Source organism: Selenomonas ruminantium AC2024 (genome assembly GCF_000687995.1).
Classification (GTDB): Bacteria; Bacillota; Negativicutes; order Selenomonadales; family Selenomonadaceae; genus Selenomonas_A; species Selenomonas_A ruminantium_B.
This window is the reverse complement of the sequence record NZ_JIAC01000001.1, coordinates 1,256,358-1,275,608: the sequence shown is the minus strand read 5'-3', so window position 1 is coordinate 1,275,608 and position 19,251 is coordinate 1,256,358. Positions and strand designations below refer to the sequence as shown.

At 51.0% G+C, this 19,251-nt stretch carries 17 protein-coding genes; 1 reads left to right on the top strand and 16 read right to left on the bottom strand.

From position 1 onward, the window contains the following. Positions 1 to 150 precede the first annotated feature (150 nt). The 10 genes from P157_RS0105915 to uvrC form a co-directional block, all read right to left on the bottom strand. Positions 151 to 1,737, bottom strand: coding sequence for a PTS transporter subunit EIIC (locus P157_RS0105915; protein WP_026760194.1), 1,587 nt, complete (start codon positions 1,735 to 1,737; stop codon positions 151 to 153). Between the two features lie 29 nt (positions 1,738 to 1,766). Further along, positions 1,767 to 2,441 (bottom strand): N-acetylmannosamine-6-phosphate 2-epimerase, encoded by a 675-nt coding sequence (locus P157_RS0105910; protein ID WP_026760193.1) that lies wholly within the window; start codon positions 2,439 to 2,441, stop codon positions 1,767 to 1,769. 13 nt (positions 2,442 to 2,454) lie between these two features. Beyond that, on the bottom strand, positions 2,455 to 3,219 hold the full coding sequence (gene nagB / locus P157_RS0105905; RefSeq protein ID WP_026760192.1) for a glucosamine-6-phosphate deaminase: 765 nt from the start codon (positions 3,217 to 3,219) through the stop codon (positions 2,455 to 2,457). 2 nt (positions 3,220 to 3,221) lie between these two features. Then, on the bottom strand, positions 3,222 to 4,073 hold the full coding sequence (locus tag P157_RS0105900; protein WP_026760191.1) for a MurR/RpiR family transcriptional regulator: 852 nt from the start codon (positions 4,071 to 4,073) through the stop codon (positions 3,222 to 3,224). 102 nt (positions 4,074 to 4,175) lie between these two features. Next, complete coding sequence (gene tadA / locus P157_RS0105895) at positions 4,176 to 4,682, bottom strand: tRNA adenosine(34) deaminase TadA (RefSeq protein ID WP_026760190.1); 507 nt, start codon at positions 4,680 to 4,682, stop codon at positions 4,176 to 4,178. 73 nt (positions 4,683 to 4,755) lie between these two features. After that, positions 4,756 to 5,043, bottom strand: coding sequence for an FhaA domain-containing protein (locus tag P157_RS0105890; protein ID WP_026760189.1), 288 nt, complete (start codon positions 5,041 to 5,043; stop codon positions 4,756 to 4,758). Between the two features lie 117 nt (positions 5,044 to 5,160). Beyond that, positions 5,161 to 6,129 (bottom strand): malate dehydrogenase, encoded by a 969-nt coding sequence (locus P157_RS0105885; RefSeq protein ID WP_026760188.1) that lies wholly within the window; start codon positions 6,127 to 6,129, stop codon positions 5,161 to 5,163. A 271-nt stretch (positions 6,130 to 6,400) separates the two neighbouring features. Beyond that, complete coding sequence (locus P157_RS0105880; protein WP_026760187.1) at positions 6,401 to 6,559, bottom strand: rubredoxin; 159 nt, start codon at positions 6,557 to 6,559, stop codon at positions 6,401 to 6,403. Positions 6,560 to 6,777: 218 nt separating this feature from the next. After that, the gene (locus P157_RS0105875; protein ID WP_026760186.1) at positions 6,778 to 7,641 is read right to left on the bottom strand and encodes a PHP domain-containing protein; all 864 of its coding nucleotides are present in this window, start codon (positions 7,639 to 7,641) and stop codon (positions 6,778 to 6,780) included. 30 nt (positions 7,642 to 7,671) lie between these two features. Beyond that, positions 7,672 to 9,498: an excinuclease ABC subunit UvrC gene (uvrC, locus tag P157_RS0105870; protein WP_026760185.1), complete on the bottom strand. Its 1,827-nt coding sequence runs from the start codon at positions 9,496 to 9,498 to the stop codon at positions 7,672 to 7,674. Between the two features lie 260 nt (positions 9,499 to 9,758). On the opposite strand from uvrC, the gene P157_RS0105865 reads away from it, so the two are divergent. Continuing rightward, the gene (locus P157_RS0105865) at positions 9,759 to 11,168 is read left to right on the top strand and encodes an acetyl-CoA carboxylase biotin carboxylase subunit (protein WP_026760184.1); all 1,410 of its coding nucleotides are present in this window, start codon (positions 9,759 to 9,761) and stop codon (positions 11,166 to 11,168) included. 172 nt (positions 11,169 to 11,340) lie between these two features. Here the strand turns inward: P157_RS0105865 and tsf are convergent, their stop codons facing one another. The 6 genes from tsf to ileS form a co-directional block, all read right to left on the bottom strand. Continuing rightward, on the bottom strand, positions 11,341 to 12,207 hold the full coding sequence (gene tsf / locus P157_RS0105860) for a translation elongation factor Ts (RefSeq protein WP_026760183.1): 867 nt from the start codon (positions 12,205 to 12,207) through the stop codon (positions 11,341 to 11,343). A gap of 92 nt (positions 12,208 to 12,299) precedes the next feature. After that, entirely contained in the window at positions 12,300 to 13,016 is a 717-nt protein-coding gene (gene rpsB / locus P157_RS0105855; protein WP_026760182.1) for a 30S ribosomal protein S2, read from the bottom strand. 309 nt (positions 13,017 to 13,325) lie between these two features. Further along, positions 13,326 to 14,996: a 2-isopropylmalate synthase gene (locus P157_RS0105850; protein ID WP_026760181.1), complete on the bottom strand. Its 1,671-nt coding sequence runs from the start codon at positions 14,994 to 14,996 to the stop codon at positions 13,326 to 13,328. A gap of 169 nt (positions 14,997 to 15,165) precedes the next feature. Continuing rightward, the gene (locus P157_RS0105845) at positions 15,166 to 15,534 is read right to left on the bottom strand and encodes an Hpt domain-containing protein (protein ID WP_051598519.1); all 369 of its coding nucleotides are present in this window, start codon (positions 15,532 to 15,534) and stop codon (positions 15,166 to 15,168) included. A 37-nt stretch (positions 15,535 to 15,571) separates the two neighbouring features. Continuing rightward, positions 15,572 to 15,937, bottom strand: a complete 366-nt coding sequence (locus tag P157_RS0105840) for a metal-sensing transcriptional repressor (protein WP_037368162.1) — start codon at positions 15,935 to 15,937, stop codon at positions 15,572 to 15,574. Positions 15,938 to 15,941: 4 nt separating this feature from the next. After that, positions 15,942 to 19,061: an isoleucine--tRNA ligase gene (ileS, locus tag P157_RS0105835; protein ID WP_026760178.1), complete on the bottom strand. Its 3,120-nt coding sequence runs from the start codon at positions 19,059 to 19,061 to the stop codon at positions 15,942 to 15,944. Positions 19,062 to 19,251: the final 190 nt, after the last annotated feature.

The window sequence follows — 19,251 nt, the reverse complement described above, 5'->3', positions numbered from 1 at the left end:
TTCCATAATAAAAGCCCGGTATAACTGTTTCTTCCGCTGAGAAGCTGCGCTTCAAACGCTCCAGAAACAGTTATACCGGGCTTTTTTGTTATGATATTGCTTTATTAACAGTCATTTTCGCAGTCTTTTCCACGTCTATTCATTGACCGGTCAGAAACTCAATACTTCTTCCAGTTCATTTTTAATCACCGTTACCTGCGGGCCGTAGATGACCTGAACTCCAGTGCCGCTCTGCAGGACGCCGCGGCAGCCGCTTTCCTTGAGCATGCGTTCACTGACCTTGCTGCCATCCTTAACGGTGACGCGCAGACGGGTTGCACAGCAATCCAATTCCACAATGTTGGCACGGCCGCCTAAACCATTGATGATTAATTCCGTGCGCTCTGCATCCTTATGACCGGCCACCTTCTGAATGTCGGCGGCTTCCACCACTTCATCCTCATCTTCGCGGCCCAGCGTCTTGAAGTCAAACTTCAGAATCAGGTACTTGAAGGAGAAGTAATAGAGGAAGAACCAGGGAATGCCCACCATGGGAATGTAAATCCAGTTGGTCTTGTCTGCCCCCTGCAGAATACCAAACAGAATCAAATCGATGCAGCCGCCGGAGAACGTCTGGCCGACGGTAATCTGCAGGATATGGGCGAGCATGAAGGCACAGCCATCAAAGAAGGCATGGAGCACATAGAGCATCGGTGCCACAAACAGGAAAGAGAACTCGATGGGTTCCGTGATGCCCGTCAGGAAGGAAGTCAGGCCAGCCGACAGCAGGAGGCCGCCCACCAGTTTTTTCTTCTCCGGTTTTGCCGTATGATACATGGCCAGGCAGGCACCCAAAAGTCCAAACATCATGGTGATGAAGCGGCCGGACATGAACCGGGAAATGCCGATGTAATACTGCGTCGTATTCGGATCACCAAGCTGGGCAAAGAAAATCCGCTGCGTACCTTCCACCAGCTGGCCCTGAATAACTTCCGCGCCGCCCAGAGCCGTGGTCCAGAAGGGAAGATAGAAGATATGATGCAGACCGAACGGGCCAAGCATACGCAGCACAAAACCATAAATCAAAGTGCCGATATAACCCGTGGATTCCACCAGACCGCCCATGCCAAAAATCAGCTGCTGAAAATGCGGCCAAATCACAAACATGGCCACACCCAAAAAGATGGCGGAAAAGGAGGTCACGATGGGCACGAACCGCGAACCACCGAAGAAGCCTAAGAACTGCGGCAGTTCAATCTTGTTGAAACGGGCATGCAATAAATACGTCATGATACCTACGGCTACACCGCCAAATACACCCGTTTCCAAAGTTTGGATGCCCAGGGCCATCCCCTGACCGACCCCGGCTAAATTATCCTTAGCCAGCGTTCCCGTAATCTTCAGCATAGCATTGATGGTGGAATTCATAACCAACAGTGCCAGTGCTGCCGACAGTCCTGCCGTCCCCTTATCGGAGCGGGCCAGACCTACCGCAATGCCGATGGCAAACAGAATCGCCAGATTGGCAAAGACCACATTGCCTGCTGCCGCCATAATGGTGAACACATTCTGCAGCCAGCCAATATCCAGGAACGGATACGCCTTCACCGAATTAGGATTGGACAAAGCCCCACCAATCCCCAGCAAGATACCAGCTGCCGGCAATACCGCAATCGGCAGCATAAAAGACTTGCCAAAGCGCTGTGCTTTAGCAAACAAGGAACTGTTGCTCCCCTGATTCTGTGCAAACAAATCCATGAATAATCCCCCTTATAAAATTATATGCTTCACACAGACAAAGCCTGCGCGAATCTTGCCGTAATCAGCTGCGGTCGCGTAATGGCTGACCCCACAATCGGTGCATAGGCACCTGCCGCCATGACCCGCTGAATATCCGCCGGCACATTGATGCGGCCTTCGGCAAATACCGGAATGTCCAAATCCCGGCTCAACGCCGTCACAAGCTCGACATCCGGACCGGAAAGCTGTGGCGAATACGGCGTATAGCCAGACAAGGTAGTCGAAATGGCATCTGCCCCCAATTTTGCCGCAGCCATGCCTTCCTCGTAGGTGGAAATATCCGCCAGTACCAGCCTGCCGCCTTCATGAATTCTAGCCAGCAAATCCGGCAGCTTTTCCCCCTGCGGCCGTGGTCTGTCCGTCATATCCAGCGCAATCATCTCACAGTCTGTCGTGAGCAAATCCTCCACCTCGGCCATGGTAGGCGTGATGTATATGGGGGAATCCTCATAATTCCGCTTGACCAGACCGATAACCGGCAGGCCGGTCACCTTTTGGATTTCCCGGATATCATCACTGCTCTGGGCCCGGATAGCCACTGCCCCTCCTTCCTTAGCTGCCAGCGCCATGCGTCCCATGATAAACGAACTGTGCAGCGGTTCATCGGGCAAAGCCTGACAGGATACAATGAGCTTTCCCTGCACATCTGCCAAAAAACTCATCCAATCGCTCCCTTCATTCTTTATAGGTTATATTGACACCGCGGATAATGGGTGGCAGCAAAGCAGCCGCCTCCCTGTCCACGATAACCACCACATCCCGGTGCAGCTGCAGGATGGAAGCCGGAGCCTCCGGCGTCACATCCCCGCAGACGGCCTTGCGCACCGCTTCGGCCTTGTTGCGCCCATTGGCCAGCAGTATGACATGTTCGGCCATCATAATCGTCTTGATGCCCATGCTGATGGCATACCTTGGCACCTCCGCCGCACTCTTAAAAAAGCGGGAATTGGCCTGAATGGTTTCCTCGTCCAGTTCGACCTTATGCGTGGTAGCCGCAAACTTCAAATCCGGCTCATTAAAGCCAATATGCGCATTCTGACCAATGCCCAGCACCTGCAGGTCAATGCCCCCTCTGGACTCAATCAACTGCTCGTAGCGCTCCCCTTCTGCCACCATATCCTCTGCCATGCCGTTGGGCAAAAAGACATTTTCCGGACGGATATTGATATGCCGGAAAAAATTTTCCTGCATGAAGTAGTGGTAGCTCTGGGGATTGTCCGGGCTCATGCCGATGTATTCATCGAGGTTAAAAGTTGTCACCTCGGAAAAATCCAGCCCCACACTTTGGTGAACTGCCACCAACCGCTGATACATGGAAACAGGCGTACTGCCCGTGGCCAGCCCCAAAACACTGTTGGGCTTCAGGTATACCTGCCCCGCCACAATATTGGCAGCCTCCATCCCCATCTTTTCGTAGGAATCGGTAACGATTAAACGCATAACTATTCCTCCCCATTTAACATGCGCACGGCCTCTGCTGTACGCCGTTTATTTTCCAAAGCCTGCTCCGGCATCTTCTTAACCACCTGGGTATAGAGCAAATCCATCACGAAAAACTGCGCGAGTTTCGCCTTGATAGAGCCGGTTTCGAGCAGGGATTCCTTGGCTTCATAAATGATGCAGGCGTCAATAAATTCCTGATGCCCCGCTGCTCCATCAGCCGTAACCAGCATGCAATATGCTCCCTGCTTATGTGCCAGCTGTAATGTCTGCAAAAGTTCCGGTGACTGCCCGGACTGTGACACGGCCACAATCACATCCCCTTTGCCCGCCAAAGCCGCCATCATAAACATATCGTGACTGTTGTCGAGACCCGCACTTTCGAGGCCAATCCGGTAGAACTTATAAGCCGAATCCCGCGCCGTAAAACCGGAATTACCCAAGCCGATAAAGCGAATCCTTCTAGCCTCCAGCAGCTTCTGGGCACAATTTTCAATCAAGCCCTCCGGCAGAGCCGCCAAAGTCCTCTCCAGCGTGCTGACATTCGCTTCGAGCAGCTTGCGGCCTGTCACCAATGCCGATTCATGCGCGTCAATGTCACGGTTGATGATAAAATTCCGACTGTTTTCCGTAAGTTCGGCCGCCAGTGCCACCTTAAACTGCTGCAGACTGCCATACCCCATTTTCTTGACGAAGCGGGTCACCGTTGCTTCGCCTGTGCCACAAGCCTCCGCCAGCTGAGAAATCGTCATATGAGGAACCTTTCCGGCATTCTCCCGCAGATACGCCAGCAATTTTTGATCCAGCTTGGAAGGCCGGAATGCGGGCCTGTCCATCTGTGGCAATATTTTCATGTCACACCTCATTACGCGAAAATTTATTTCATATTTTAATTACATAATACCATTTCGATGCAAAATACGCAAATTATTTTCATATAAACAAAAATTGACAAGTCAATTTGACTTGTCAACATTGCTTAGCATGGCCTTTTCTTTTTTCTTCTTATCCCGCCGTTCCTTGAAGAAACGCTTCATGATACCCGCACATTCCTCCTGCAGGACGCCTGCTGTAATCTCAGGACGATGGTTCAGTTGCTCATTGCCGGGAATATTAAACACGGACTCGCAGGCTCCCGCCCGGCTGTCGGTACTGCCGTAAACTACCCGGTCTACGCGGCTCATGACGATGGCACCGGCACACATCGGGCAGGGCTCAATGGTGACATAAAGGGTCAGCCCGGACAAGCGCCAGCGACCCAAATCCCTGCAGGCATTCTGTATGGCAATCAGTTCGGCATGCGCCGTGGCATCATGCCAGATTTCGCGCATATTGTGGCCCCGCGTTACGATTTCTCCCGTCTCATTATCCACCAGCACGGCACCGATGGGAACTTCCTCCAAATCGTAGGCAATCTGTGCTTCTTTGAGCGCCTCCCGCATATAATAAACATCATCTTGCATGAATGAATCTTTCCTCCTGCATAAAGAATCTCCCTGTACTTATTCTAGCACAGGGAGATTTATTTGACTATGGTTATACCGTTGTATTAATTTTCCCTTCAATATCGCTGATATCCACCATCTCGCGATAAAACAGGGACTGGGTAGGACGCGCGGAGAGCTCCAGCCGGTAGGCATTGGGAACTCCGAGGCCTGCCTCATTAGCGGGACGAACTTCTTTGTCCATTTCTTTTGTCAGAGCTTTTTCAAAGGATTGTTTGTTTTTCTTGGACTCATTATAGCCTTCCTTCCGTTCAAATGAACGGTCAATAGCCGATTCCACGCCCTTTACCCGGGCCACGCGCTCAATCCGGTCTAACATATGGCAGCACCTCCTTTTCCGCAAACTGCCTTACACAGTATATATCGTCTTTCTACAGCTGAAACTTAATAGTTTGGCAAAATAAAAACTGCCCCCGAAGGGGCAGCCTTGAATTTCTTATTTCAGCGCATCGCCGAGTTTGGAGTTGGTGTTGCGGGCTGCAGCTACGCTTTCATCAAACTTAGCTTTTTCGTCGCCTTCCAGCTTGTACTCAACGATTTTTTCCATGCCGTTCTTGCCGAGGATAACGGGTACGCCGATGCAGAGATCTTTTTCGCCGTATTCGCCATCGAGGTATACGCAGCAGGGCATGAGTTTCTTGGCATCGAGAGCGATTGCTTCAACCATTGCAGCAGCAGCAGCGCCCGGAGCATACCAAGCGGAGGTGCCGAGGAGGCCAGTCAGCGTAGCGCCGCCAACCTTGGTCTGAGCAACAGCGTCATCCAGCTGTTCTTTCGTAAGGAGCTGGGTAACAGGAATGCCACGATAAGTAGCCAGGCTCGTCAGAGGAACCATGGTCTTGTCGCTGTGGCCGCCGATAACCGTGCCATCGATGTCGGTCGGAGTTGCCGGATAGCCAGCTTCCTGCAGAGCCTTGGACAGGAAATAACGGAAACGGCTGCTGTCGAGCATACCGCCCTGACCGAGAACGCGGTTGCGCGGCAGCTTGGAATCTTTCAGCGTCAGGAACGTCATAGCGTCCATCGGGTTGGAGATGATGATGAAGATAGCGTTCGGAGAATACTTCAGCGCCTGGTCAACAACACCTTTGACGATTTTTGCATTTACGCCGATGAGTTCTTCACGAGTCATGCCCGGTTTACGCGGCATACCGGAAGTAACAACGACAACATCGGAACCTTCCGTCGGTGCATAGCCGTTTTCGTCACCGATTTCAGCCGTAACGCCCGTTACCGTGGTGTCAAAGTTCAGAAGATGTGCCGTCTGCATGATGTCCATAGCCTTGCCTTCAGCAAAACCTTTCTTAATGTCCACCAGCATAACTTCGCTGCAGAAATTCTTTACTGCCAGCACATTTGCTACGGTAGCGCCTACGTTACCTGCACCAACAACTGTTACCTTCATAATCAAATGCCTCCTTAGAATTAGAAAGCGACTCCCGAAACCAACTAAATAACTATAATAGAAACCGCTTTCGGAATGCCATGAATTATGAATCACACTTATGATTCATTACGTGATAATTATAACAAAGTAGGACGAAAAAATCAACAAAAAGCGGCAAATATTTTTATTATTTTTTATCTTATCATAAATTTGTTTAATAGTCTTATGACCTGCTAACAAGAAAAATGACCAGTCAAAACTGACCGGTCATTTCCCCTAAAAAGCTATCCTATTGTTCTTCAAACATATCCTTGCCGACACCGCACAGAGGGCAGACAAAATCCTCCGGCAAATCCGCAAAAGCCACACCCGGAGCCAAATCATACTCACTGTCGCCCTGCGCCTCATCATAAATCCAGCCACAAACCGTACAAACCCAAGTCTTCATCACAAGCCCTCCTAACACCTAACACCACGAACCCATAAAGGTATATCGTCGCCCGGCGCTCAAGGACGAGCGCCGTCAGCCGTAAATCCCGTGATGGGATTTCAGGCTGAGGTTTCTTTTGGTACTTTTCTTTGCATCAAAGAAAAGTACACACAACCACTCTGTTACTAGTTAGGAACTTCTATCCAATTCAAGCTAAATCCTGCCAAGCAAGAAAATTATTTCCCAAGCCGTTCCTTAACGCCTCGAAAAAAATCATAGGGCACGGCAATATTACCATTCATTCCCGTCCCCATCTCTATCCCGGGCCGGTTCGTCCCATGGAAATCCGTCCCGCCCGTAGGCAGCAAATCATATTTCTGAATCATCTGCGCCGCAAACTCCTCATCTTCGGCAGAGTAATTAGGGTAGAACCGTTCCATGCCATCAAGCCCCAAACGATGCAATTCCACAATGGCCTGTTCCTGCTGCTGGCGGTTGTCCAAACTTCCCAACCCGATATTTTTATGGAAATGTGCCAAAGACGTTATGCCGCCCGCTTCGTGAATAATGGGCAGAGCCTCTTCCGCCGTAATATTGAAATTCAGCCCCATCTCCACCACTGCCGGGTCAAGGTAATTATCCCAAAGGGGCTGGGCTCTATCGTAGAGATGCAGGGACACCAGATAACGCATTACCGCATAACGGTCCAATAGTCCTTTATAGGTGAATTCCTGTACCTTTTCCAGACTGATGTCCAAGCCCTTGCGGCGCACAAACTCGATGATATCCTCAATGCGCCCTTCCTTAATAGCACGGATTTTCTTATACATGGCCTGAAAGGCAGGATTCTGCGCATCAAATCCTAGGCATACCACATGAATCTTGAGCCCCTGAAAATCTGCCGTCAGTTCCATGCCATTGATGAATTCCACGCCAGCCTTTTCGGCGGCAGCTGCCGCCTCATCCGAGCCTGCAATCACATCATGGTCCGTCAGCGCAAAGGCTGCCAGTCCCTGCTCCTTGGCATGAACCGCCAATTCTCCCGGCGTAAAGCTGCCATCCGACACCAGAGAATGTACGTGCAAATCAATTTTCTTCATTATATCCTCACTATCCACATCTATAAAAATTTACTTACCTCTTAACTCTGCCTGAGCCGCGAAGAAATTATACACGGCTTCCGCCGCAGGCTTATTCATACCAGGAGCCATAGCCAGCTCCTCCACAGTGGCCGCCTTAATCTTATTGATACTGCCAAAGTGACTCCAAAGAGCCTGCCGCCGTTTCGGCCCAATGCCGACAATATGGTCGAGCACCGACACCAGATTGCGCTTGCCTCGCAGTTTGCGATGATAAGTGATGGCAAAGCGGTGCGCCTCATCACGAATCCGCTGAATCAGATAGAGCGCCTGACTATGGCGCGGCAAGACCACCGGCTCAGGATTTCCTTCGGTGAACACAAGTTCAAACTGCTTGGCCAGACCAACCACTGGTACGTGCATATGCCCCGCCACATTGCGGATGATTTCCAACGCCGAGGAAAGCTGTCCCTTGCCGCCATCGATGATAATTAAATCCGGCAGTTCTTCCTCCGGCAAATCCACATAACGGCGGGTCGTTACCTCCCGCATGGAGAGAAAATCGTCCGGCTTGCCCTCGGTGCTCTGAATCTTAAACCGCCGATAATCGCTTTTCTTGGGCAAACCGCCTTCAAAGACCACCATGGACGCCACCGTTTCACTGCCCTGATTATGGGAGATATCGAAACATTCCATGCGGTCGGGCGGTTTGGGCAGGCCCAGATAACGGCCCAGCTCCTCCACCGCGCCCAAAGTCTGGTCATTGGCCTGCTTGATACGGGCCGCTTCATCATGGAGGTATTTCTCCGCGTTGGAAGCCGCCATATCCACAATATCTTTTTTCGTACCACGCTGCGGCAGGATAAGCTGGACTTTGGCCTTCTGTTTCTTCGCCGACAGCCATTTTTCCAATAGCTCCTGTTCCGTCTGCGGAATTTCAAGCGGCAAAAGAATTTCCCGCGGGATAAACGTGGCTCGATGATAATACTGCTGCAAGAAGGCCGCTAGTACCTGCCCGTCGCTTTCATCCTCACTGCCCTGCAAAAGGAAATGCTCCCGGCCAATCATCTTGCCTCCGCGAATCATAAAGACCTGCACGACAACACCGATTTCGGAACGGGCCAGCCCTATAGCATCCTGGTCACCGGCCCCCGTGACGATATTCTGCTTTTCGGCCACCTTGCGCACGGCGAGCAGCTGGTCGCGCAGGCGTGCCGCAATTTCAAAGTGAAAATTCTCGGCCGCCTGCTCCATGCGCAGCTGCAATTCACGCTCCACATCCTCGGTGCGCCCCTCCAAAAAGAGCAGCACCGCCCGAATCATGGCATCGTAATCGCCTTTTTCTACTTTGCCTGCGCAGGGTGCCAGACACCGCTTAATATGATACTCCAAACAGGGCCGTTCCTGCAAATGCTTGCAGGTGCGCAAAGGAAAAAGCCGCCGCAAAAGTTTCAGGCTCTCATGTACCGCCGTGGCATTCGTATAGGGGCCAAAGTACCTTGCTCCATCCTTCAGAATCCTGCGAGTGATAAACACGCGCGGGAAATCCTCCTGCAGGGTCACCTTCACATAGGGATAACTTTTATCGTCCTTGAGGCTGATATTATAACGGGGCCGATGCTTCTTAATCAGATTGCACTCTAAGATAAGGGCCTCCACTTCCGAGGCGGTCATGATGATTTCAAAATCCGCAATATGGGAAACCATGGCCCGCACTTTGGGCGTGTGATTCTTGCCGGACTGAAAATACTGCCGCACCCGGTTCTTCAGCACAATGGCCTTGCCAACATATATAATACGCCCCTCGGCATTCTTCATTATATATACGCCGGGCTTATCCGGCAGTAATTTTAACTTTTCCTCAACGATCTCCGTCATAATCTCACTTCCTCCCCATCCTTATTTTCTATAATATCACACTATACACCAAAAATATGAAAATTTCTTGTATACATGATTCTTTATTCTTTTCAGGAATGATTCGATACCTTCACTTTATTATTGACCCCTCAAAAAAATTGTGCTACAATTCAATCCATAGTTGTTTAGCAATAGGTCTTAATACCTGTTGCTGTACAATATGATACAACAATCATCAATAATACCAATCTAGTTGTAAAGTTTTAGGAGGTAATCCTATGTTCAAACGCATTTTAATTGCTAACCGTGGCGAAATCGCCGTGCGCATTATCCGTGCCTGCCAGGAGCTGGACATTGAAACCGTGGCTGTTTATTCTGACGCCGATGCCAATGCCCTGCATGTGAGACTTGCCGATATGGCTGTCAATGTCGGCCCGGAAGACGCTCTGGAAAGCTATCTCAATAAACCGGCCATCCTCAAAGCTGCCCGTGAAACCCATGCCGATGCCATTCATCCCGGTTATGGTTTCCTCTCCGAAGATGCAGACTTTGCCGAACAGGTAACGGAAGCCGGCATCACTTGGATTGGCCCCATGCCGGAAACCATCCGCCTTGTCGGTGACAAGGACATTGCCCGCGCTTCTATCGCTCCTTCCGGCATTCCGATGGCCAAGGGCAGCGACCCGCTGACGAGCAACGAGGAAGCCATCAAGGTTGCCACTGAAGTCGGCTATCCCGTTATCCTGAAGCCGGTATCCGGTGGCGGCGGCAAGGGCATGTGCGTAGCACATGACGAAAATGACCTCAAGAACATCCTGAACCTCTTGGTGGACATTACCAAGACCAAATATTACTTCGAGCATTATATCGAGCGCTCCCGCCATATCGAAGTGCAGATTGTGGCCGATAACTACGGTGAAGTTCTCCATCTGGGCGAACGTGAATGCTCCCTGCAGCGCCGTAATCAGAAACTCCTGGAAGAATCGCCGTCCATCGCGCTCACGCAGGATATGCGCAACCGCGTAGGCAGACTGGCGGTAAAGGCTGCTAAGAGCGTTCACTACTCCAATATCGGTACGGTTGAGTTCCTGCTTGACCTGTCCAACAACGAATTCTACTTCATGGAAATCAACCCGCGCATTCAGGTTGAGCATGGCATCACCGAAGCCGTCACGGGTATCGACCTCGTGCGCACGCAGATTCGCATTGCCGCTGGTGAAGCACTGGAAATCACCCAGGAAGATGTGAATTTCACTGGCCACGCTATCGAATGCCGCATCAACGCCGAAGACCCGGAAAACAACTTCATGCCCTGCCCGGGACAGATTACGTTCCTGCATGAACCCAGCGGCCCGCGTGTCCGTTTCGACTCCGGTGTAACGGCAGGTCTTTCCATTGAGCCTTACTACGATTCCATGATTGCCAAGATTATCGTTCATGGCCGCACCCGTGGTGACGCCATCAAAATCATGGAACGTGCCCTCAAGGAATTCCGCATTGACGGCGTCAAGACTACCGTTTCCCTGCACAAGAAAATCCTCAAGGATACCTACTTCCGCACGGGCAACATTGACACCCAGTTCATCAAGAAACGCATGGATGCCTATGAAGCTGCCCCGAAAGATACCAAGGATATGAACGAGGAAGAACTCGCCAACACCATCAGCGAAAGTATGTACTTCGCATAATTCTTGATAAAAGCCAAAGAACGGTACAGCATTTCCTTCACTTAGAAGCTTCGCTTCAAACGTTACGGAAAACGCTGTACCGTTCTTTTTTATTGCTATATCTTGATAATAAACTCAAAACAGGCATCGCCGGAGAAGCTCACGGTAGTGCCTGTTGTATTGCTTAAATTAATTATTTGAGCTGAGCAGCAACTTCAGCAGCGAAGTCATCCTGCTTCTTTTCGATACCTTCGCCCAGCTGGAAGCGGGTGAATTCGGTAACCTTAACGTCGCCCAGAACGTCTTTGATGGTCTTTTCGGAATCCTTAACGAAGATCTGTTCGTTGAGGCAAACTTCCTTGTAGAACTTGTTGATACGGCCTTCAACCATGCGTTCGATGATGTTAGCCGGTTTGCCTTCTTCTTCAGCCTGCTTGCGGAGAACTTCCTTCTCATGTTCGAGAGCGGAAGCATCAACGCCATCACGGTCAACAGCCATCGGAGCAGCTGCAGCGATCTGCATAGCGATGTCCTTGCCGAGCTGTTCGTCGCCGCCCGTCATGTTAACGAGAACGCCGATTTTACCGCCCATGTGGATGTAGCTGGCGAGACGGCCTTCGGTTTCGTAGCAAGCGAAACGACGCAGGGAAATCTTTTCGCCGATGGTAGCCGTAGCTTCGGTAATCAGCGTGGAAACCTTCTTGCCTTCGATTTCGCTGTCGTTCAGAGCGTCCATGTCAGCCGGCTTCGTAGCAACGATGTGCTCAGCAACCTTAGCCAGGAGTTCTTTGAACTGGTCGTTGCCAGCAGCAAAGTCGGTTTCGCAGTTGATTTCAACAACGCAGCCCGTCTTGCCATCAGCAGCAACGAAAGCACCTACAGCACCTTCAGCAGCTACGCGGCCAGCCTTCTTCTCAGCTTTGGCAATGCCCTTTTCACGGAGCCAGTCAACAGCCTTGGCAGCGTCACCATCGGTAGCCGTCAGAGCCTTCTTGCAGTCCATCATGCCTGCGCCCGTCTTTTCGCGCAGTTCTTTAACCATTGCAGCCGTAATTGCCATTTATTATTTCCTCCCTAAATTCGCAAATAATATAAAAGGGTAAGGGATAATAGTCCCTTACCCCATAAGTTTTACCTTGAGCGAGTAATCAATTACTCAGCGGCAGCTTCTTCAGCGTCGCCGCCTTCACCCTGACGGCCTTCCATGATGGCATCAGCCATACGGCCAGTCAGCAGTTTCACAGCGCGGATAGCGTCATCGTTACCCGGGATTACGTAGTCAACTTCATCCGGATCGCAGTTCGTGTCAACGATAGCAACGATAGGAATGTTGAGCTTACGAGCTTCAGCAACAGCGATGCGCTCTTTGCGCGGGTCTACTACGAACAGAGCACCGGGGAGCTTGTTCATTTCTTTGATACCGCCGAGATACTTTTCGAGCTTTTCCATTTCATGACGGAGGCCCTGAACTTCTTTCTTCGTCAGAACTTCGAAAGTGCCATCAGCTTCCATAGCTTCGAGTTCCTTCAGGCGGTTAACGCGCTTCTGGATAGTCTGGAAGTTGGTCATCATGCCGCCGAGCCAACGTTCGTTAACGTAGAACATGTTAGCACGGAGAGCTTCTTCTTTGATAGCTTCCTGAGCCTGCTTCTTCGTACCAACGAAGAGGATGCTCTTGCCTTCAGCGGCAACGTCACGCAGGAATGCGTATGCTTCATCAACCTTCTTAACGGTCTTCTGCAGGTCGATGATGTAGATACCGTTACGCTCCGTAAAGATGTATTTAGCCATCTTCGGGTTCCAACGGCGGGTCTGGTGTCCGAAATGAACACCTGCTTCAAGTAACTGTTTCATGGAAATAACTGCCATGTTGGTGCACCTCCTGTTTTTTTCTTCTGGGCTCCTCATCCTCTGCACCACCTCCATACCAAGAGGCACAGGGCAGATATCGGTAACCCATGCTTTTTTCTTACACCGCGAAAAATTATATCATAAGAAGAAGCGGGGCGCAATACCCCGCAAAAAATATTTATCTTTATAATTACGCACAAAGCCCGGTGACTGATAATGCCTTCCCGTCGCGTTAGGCAAGCCTGCATAAGCAGAGGGAAAGTATTATCAGTCACCGGGCGTCTTAGCAGCTAGATGTAAACCTCACCTTATACTATTACAACGTAGTTACTTCCTCGCCTGCATACGGTTAATGGCACTGAAGAGTGCCTGTATGGAAGCGGTGATAATATCCGTATCCATGCCGGCCCCCCAATGGATGGTGCCTGCTTCATCCTTAATGCCAATATAGGCAATGGCCCGGGAATGCTGGCCGATTTCGAGAGCGTGCTCACTATAGGTAAGGTCTTTATACGTTATGCCCAGATTCTTCTGCAGGGCATTGGACACGGCATCCAAACGGCCGTTGCCCTTAGCGACAAAGGTTTCCGGCTGGCCGTTTATCTTGATGTCCACGGTGCCGGAACGGGTACCGTCCGGTTCCTTCTTTAATAAGAAATCAACCAATTCATAGGGGTCCGCTACATTGACGTATTCATGCTGGAAAATCTGATAGATTTCATCCGGCATAAGTTCTTTGTGCTTGTGGTCGGAAACGGATTTTACGCAGTAACCGAAATCCTCCCGCATCTTCTTGGGCATATCGATGCCGTACTTCTGCTCCATGATAAAGCCCACGCCCCCCTTGCCGGACTGGCTGTTGATGCGGATGACGTCGCCATCGTATTCGCGGCCCACATCCTGCGGGTCAATATAAAGATAGGGAAGCGTCCACTTGTCGGGATTCTTCTCGTCCTTCCACTTCATCCCCTTGGCAATGGCATCCTGATGAGAGCCGGAGAAGGCAGCAAAGACCAACTTGCCAGCATAGGGCTGACGGTAGCTGACCTGCATGCGGGTCAGGCGTTCGTAAGTATCGACAAGGTCGGACATGTTGGAAAAGTCCAGTCCTGGGTCTACGCCCAAGGCAAACATATTCATGCCCACGGTGACGATATCCACATTGCCCGTGCGCTCACCGTTGCCGAACAGGGTTCCTTCCACTCGGTCAGCGCCGGCCAAAAGCCCCATTTCCGTATCGGCTACGCCGCAGCCGCGGTCATTGTGGGGATGGAGGGACAGCACCACATTGTCGCGGTATTTCAAATGCTTATTCATATAGGCAATCTGCATGGCATAGACATGGGGCATGGACATTTCCACCGTTACGGGCAGATTGATGATGGCCTTGCGGTCTGCCGTAGGCTGCCATACATCCAGCACTGCATTGCAGACTTCCAAAGCGTATTCCGGTTCCGTGCCCGTGAAGGATTCGGGCGAATACTCAAAGCGATAGTTTTCTCCGGCTTCTTCCGTGAGCTCTTTGAGGAGCTTTGCTCCTTCCACCGCAATCTGCTTGATTTCTTCCTTGGACTTACGGAACACCTGCTCACGCTGCGCCACCGAAGTGGAATTATAGACATGAACGATGGCGTTCTTGACCCCTTTCAACGCCTCGAAGGTCTTGCGAATGATATGCTCGCGGGCCTGGGTCAATACCTGAATGGTCACATCATCCGGGATAAGGTCATCTTCCACCAGACGGCGCAGGAATTCATACTCCGTTTCCGAAGCAGCCGGGAAGCCCACCTCGATTTCCTTAAAGCCGACTTTCAGCAGCATCTTGTAGAACTCCAGCTTTTCATCCAGGTTCATGGGGATAATCAGGGCCTGATTGCCATCCCGCATATCCACACTGCACCATACCGGCGCCTTGTCAGGAGCATCCTTCTTTGCCCATTCCAGATCAATCTCCGGCGGCATGAAATATCCTTTGCTGTATTTCTGATAATTCTTCATCGGCTTTCCCCTCCATATCAAAAAAATCCCTTCATCTCCTTAAACAAGGAGACGAAGGGATTTACTTTAACGGCTTACAATATTTACGCGTTTCCTTGTGTCGTATACTACGATAACACAAAGAGTCTAATTTGGCAAGGTTTTTGTGTAACTTTGTAAACCATTTTGCTCATTCGCTCAAAGCTGAGCGAATGGCATTGCAGGTTTCCTCATAAACTTTTTCCACCTGCACGGCCAAAGGCTCTAGTTCATCACAGTTCTTACCAGCCCGAACAGCCTGCACCATTTCATCAGCCGCAGCAAAAAGCCGCATGAGGCTGAGATTTCCTGCCGTCCCTTTTAAGGTATGGACATGCTTGCCCGCTGTTTCCAGATTGCCTGCGGCAAAACTTTCCTTGAAGTGGGCAAAGGATCCATCCCCTAAGAATTTCAGCAAAAATTTGTGGTACAAGGCCACGTTTCCCATAAAGCGTTCCAATCCTTTATTGTAATCAACACCTGCATCACTGAAGACCTGTTTGATGTCCAACTGCTCCATACAGCTCGCTTCCCTTCTACAACACCTATGGCTTTAATTATTTGATAAACTGATCAATCGCCTTATTCAGCTGTTCGAGAGCCTCCTGATCATTATCCCGCACGGCATCCACAATGCAGTGTTCCATATGGTCCTTGAGGATAATCTTGCTGACTCCGTTAATGGCGCTTTTGACCGCCGACAGCTGAATCAGTACCTCGCTGCAGTCACGGCCGTCCTCCACCATGGTCTTGATGGACTCCAGGTGGCCAATAAGCCGGGACATGCGGTTCAACACCGCTTTGGTATGGGCATGGCTGTGGGTGTGACCGTGGCCATGTCCGTGGGAATGTGTTACGACTGTGCCGTCTGCCAGCACATGGGTATGTTCATGTTCGTGGTGTTCCTGTTTGCTATGTTCCATAACATTATTCTACCGCAATTATAATATTCTCGCCGTTGATGTTCCATTCCTTCTCGGTGCCGGAAAGTTTTCCATAATTTACTTCGTCAGCGAGAGTAATTTCTTTGAGATAGTCCTCATTCTTCGCCACAATGGCCTGCAGTTTTTCATTGCCGGACAGGCTGACTTTGATATGGTCGGTGACCTCAAAGCCATTTTCCTTACGCATGGTCTGTACCTTGCTGATGATTTCGCGAACGAAACCTTCTTCTAAGAGTTCTTCCGTCAGCGTGGTGTCGAGCGCAATGGTCACGCCGTTGTAACGCTGGCAGTTAAAGCCTTCGGTCTGCGCCATGGAAACTTCCACATCTTCGGTCGTGAGCGTCACTTCGCCATCCGGCAGAGCCACGACGAGTTTGCCCGTGGCATCGAGTTCAGCCTTGGCCTTATGCCCGTTGAGTTTTTCCAGAGCGGCCTTGACGGCACCAATCTGCTTGCCGACCTTCGGGCCAAGCACACGGAAGTTTGGCTTGAAGCTGTAGGTCAGATATTCTTCCATATCGTCCTTGAACACAACTTCCTTGACGTTGAGTTCGTCTTCGACAATTTCCTTGAAGAAGTCGGAGAGTTCGCGTTCTGCATTCACATACATATGGGCAACCGGCTGGCGGTTCTTGATGTTGGTTTCGTTGCGGGATGCACGGCCCAGAACAACGATTTCGAGCACGAGTTCCATGTTCTTTTCGAGCTCTTCATCAATCCAGGCCTCGTTGACCACCGGATAATCAGCCAGATGAACAGATTCCGGCGCATTTTTATCAATGCTGCAAACGAGGTTGCGGTAGATGGATTCGGTGATGAACGGAACCAGCGGAGCGGCAGCTTTGGCCGTGGTAACGAGTGCCGTCCAAAGGGTCATGTAAGCATTGATCTTATCCTGCTCCATGCCCTTGGCCCAGAAACGGGCACGGCTGCGGCGCACATACCAGTTGGACAGTTCGTCCGTGAAGGCCTGCAGTGCCTTGGCTGCTTCCGTAACCTTGTAATTTGCAAGGTCACTGTCCACTTCCTTGACCATGGTATTGAGGCGGCTCAGCACCCACTTATCCATGACCGGCAGCTTATCGTAATCGAGCGTGTACTTCGTGGCATCGAAGTTGTCGATGTTGGCGTAGAGCACGAAGAACGCATAGGTATTCCAGAGCGTGCCCATGAACTTGCGCTGACCTTCCTGCACTGCATCATCATGGAAGCGGTTCGGCAGCCACGGAGCGCTGTTTTCGTAGAAGTACCAGCGGATAGCGTCTGCGCCATGCTGACCGAGTGCCTGCATGGGGTCAACAGCGTTGCCCTTGGACTTACTCATCTTGCGGCCGTCCTTATCCTGTACATGACCGAGCACGATGACGTTCTTGTACGGTGCTTCATCAAAGAGCAGCGTGGAGATGGCAATCAGCGAGTAGAACCAGCCACGGGTCTGGTCAACGGCTTCGGAGATGAAGTCTGCCGGGAAGCGCTTCTCGAAGATGTCCTTGTTCTCAAACGGATAATGCCACTGGGCAAACGGCATGGAACCGGAGTCGAACCAGCAGTCGATAACTTCCGGTACACGATGCATTTCCTTACCGCATTCCGGGCATTTGATGGTCACGGCATCGATGTACGGACGGTGCAGTTCGATATCGTCCGGGCAGTTGTCGCTCATTTCCTTGAGTTCGGCAATGGAGCCAATTGTGTGCTGATGGCCGCATTCGCATTCCCAAACCGGCAGCGGCGTGCCCCAGTAACGGTTACGGGACAGGCCCCAATCCTGCACATGTTCGAGCCAGTCACCGAAACGGCCTTCGCCGATGGATTTCGGAATCCAGTTGACCTTGTTGTTGTTGGCAATCAGCTTGTCTTTGACATCCGTCATCTTGATGAACCAGGTTTCACGCGCATAGTAGATCAGCGGCGTGTCGCAGCGCCAGCAGTGCGGATAGCTGTGCTCGAACTTCGGTGCCTTGAAGAGCTTGCCGCTCTTTTTGAGGTCGTCGATAATCAATGGGTCAGCATCCTTGACGAATACGCCAGCCCAGTCGGTTTCTTCCGTCATTTCGCCCTTGTTGTTGACGAACTGGACGAACGGCATATCGTACTTGCGGCAGACGCGGTTATCGTCCTCACCAAATGCCGGGGCGATATGAACGATACCCGTACCATCGGAAGTCGTAACATAGTCATCGCAGACCACGAAGAAGGCCTTTTTCTTGAGCTTGCCGACAGCATAGTCATAGAGGGGTTCATATTCGCGGTATTCGAGGTCCTTGCCCTTGTACTTTTCGAGGACTTCGCGTTCGCCTTCGACACCTTCAAAGACCGTATCCACGAGGGCTTCGGCCATGTAGTAAACCGTGCCGTCAACCTTGATTTTCACGTAATCCACTTCCGGGTTCACGCAGAGGCCGAGGTTGGAAGGCAGCGTCCAGGGAGTCGTCGTCCAGGCGAGGAAGTAAGCATCTTCGTCTTTTACCTTGAACTTAACCATGGCAGAACGCTCTTTGACGTCCTTATAGCCCTGAGCTACTTCGTGGGAAGACAGCGGGGTGCCGCAGCGCGGGCAGTAAGGAACGACCTTATGGCCCTTGTAGAGCAGGCCCTTCTTCCAGATTTCCTTAAGTGCCCACCATTCGGATTCAATGAAGTCATTTTCGTAGGTGATGTAGGGATGTTCCATATCAGCCCAGAAGCCAACGACATCGGAGAATTCTTCCCACATGCCCTTGTACTTCCAAACGGATTCACGGCACTTCTTGATGAATGGCTCGATGCCGTATTCTTCAATCTGTTCCTTGCCGTTGATGCCCACGAGCTTTTCGACTTCGAGCTCTACCGGCAGACCGTGCGTATCCCAGCCAGCCTTTCTAAGAACCTTCTTGCCCTTCATGGACTGGTAGCGCGGCAGCATATCCTTGATAACGCGCGTCAGCACATGACCGATATGCGGCTTGCCGTTAGCCGTCGGCGGGCCATCATAGAACGTAAAGGTATCGCAGCCTTCACGCTGGTCAATCGCCTTCTGCGCGATGTTATTTTTCTTCCAGAAATCCAGAACTTCCTTTTCTCTGTCCACGAAGTTCAAATTGGTGTCAACCTTGCTGTACAAACGAACTCCTCCTCCAAAATACAAAAAACCTGCATCCCAAAAACAGGATGCAGGTATACCTACACTTATAAACCACCTATTTTTCACGTACCATCATACGCTATTCCGTAACGGGGAATACCGGCGAAGCTTACTGCCTCCCAAAAGGAATTTCAGCCCGCTGCTCCGAAGTGATTTTCGCCCCCTAATA

What these genes read in the sequence shown, in the direction of transcription:
- P157_RS0105915 (WP_026760194.1), bottom strand. Translation starts at nt 1,737, where the DNA reads ATGGATTTGTTTGCACAGAATCAGGGGAGCAACAGTTCCTTGTTTGCT.
- P157_RS0105910 (WP_026760193.1), bottom strand. Translation starts at nt 2,441, where the DNA reads ATGAGTTTTTTGGCAGATGTGCAGGGAAAGCTCATTGTATCCTGTCAG.
- nagB (WP_026760192.1), bottom strand. Translation starts at nt 3,219, where the DNA reads ATGCGTTTAATCGTTACCGATTCCTACGAAAAGATGGGGATGGAGGCT.
- P157_RS0105900 (WP_026760191.1), bottom strand. Translation starts at nt 4,073, where the DNA reads ATGAAAATATTGCCACAGATGGACAGGCCCGCATTCCGGCCTTCCAAG.
- tadA (WP_026760190.1), bottom strand. Translation starts at nt 4,682, where the DNA reads ATGCAAGATGATGTTTATTATATGCGGGAGGCGCTCAAAGAAGCACAG.
- P157_RS0105890 (WP_026760189.1), bottom strand. Translation starts at nt 5,043, where the DNA reads ATGTTAGACCGGATTGAGCGCGTGGCCCGGGTAAAGGGCGTGGAATCG.
- P157_RS0105885 (WP_026760188.1), bottom strand. Translation starts at nt 6,129, where the DNA reads ATGAAGGTAACAGTTGTTGGTGCAGGTAACGTAGGCGCTACCGTAGCA.
- P157_RS0105880 (WP_026760187.1), bottom strand. Translation starts at nt 6,559, where the DNA reads ATGAAGACTTGGGTTTGTACGGTTTGTGGCTGGATTTATGATGAGGCG.
- P157_RS0105875 (WP_026760186.1), bottom strand. Translation starts at nt 7,641, where the DNA reads ATGAAGAAAATTGATTTGCACGTACATTCTCTGGTGTCGGATGGCAGC.
- uvrC (WP_026760185.1), bottom strand. Translation starts at nt 9,498, where the DNA reads ATGACGGAGATCGTTGAGGAAAAGTTAAAATTACTGCCGGATAAGCCC.
- P157_RS0105865 (WP_026760184.1), top strand. Translation starts at nt 9,759, where the DNA reads ATGTTCAAACGCATTTTAATTGCTAACCGTGGCGAAATCGCCGTGCGC.
- tsf (WP_026760183.1), bottom strand. Translation starts at nt 12,207, where the DNA reads ATGGCAATTACGGCTGCAATGGTTAAAGAACTGCGCGAAAAGACGGGC.
- rpsB (WP_026760182.1), bottom strand. Translation starts at nt 13,016, where the DNA reads ATGGCAGTTATTTCCATGAAACAGTTACTTGAAGCAGGTGTTCATTTC.
- P157_RS0105850 (WP_026760181.1), bottom strand. Translation starts at nt 14,996, where the DNA reads ATGAAGAATTATCAGAAATACAGCAAAGGATATTTCATGCCGCCGGAG.
- P157_RS0105845 (WP_051598519.1), bottom strand. Translation starts at nt 15,534, where the DNA reads ATGGAGCAGTTGGACATCAAACAGGTCTTCAGTGATGCAGGTGTTGAT.
- P157_RS0105840 (WP_037368162.1), bottom strand. Translation starts at nt 15,937, where the DNA reads ATGGAACATAGCAAACAGGAACACCACGAACATGAACATACCCATGTG.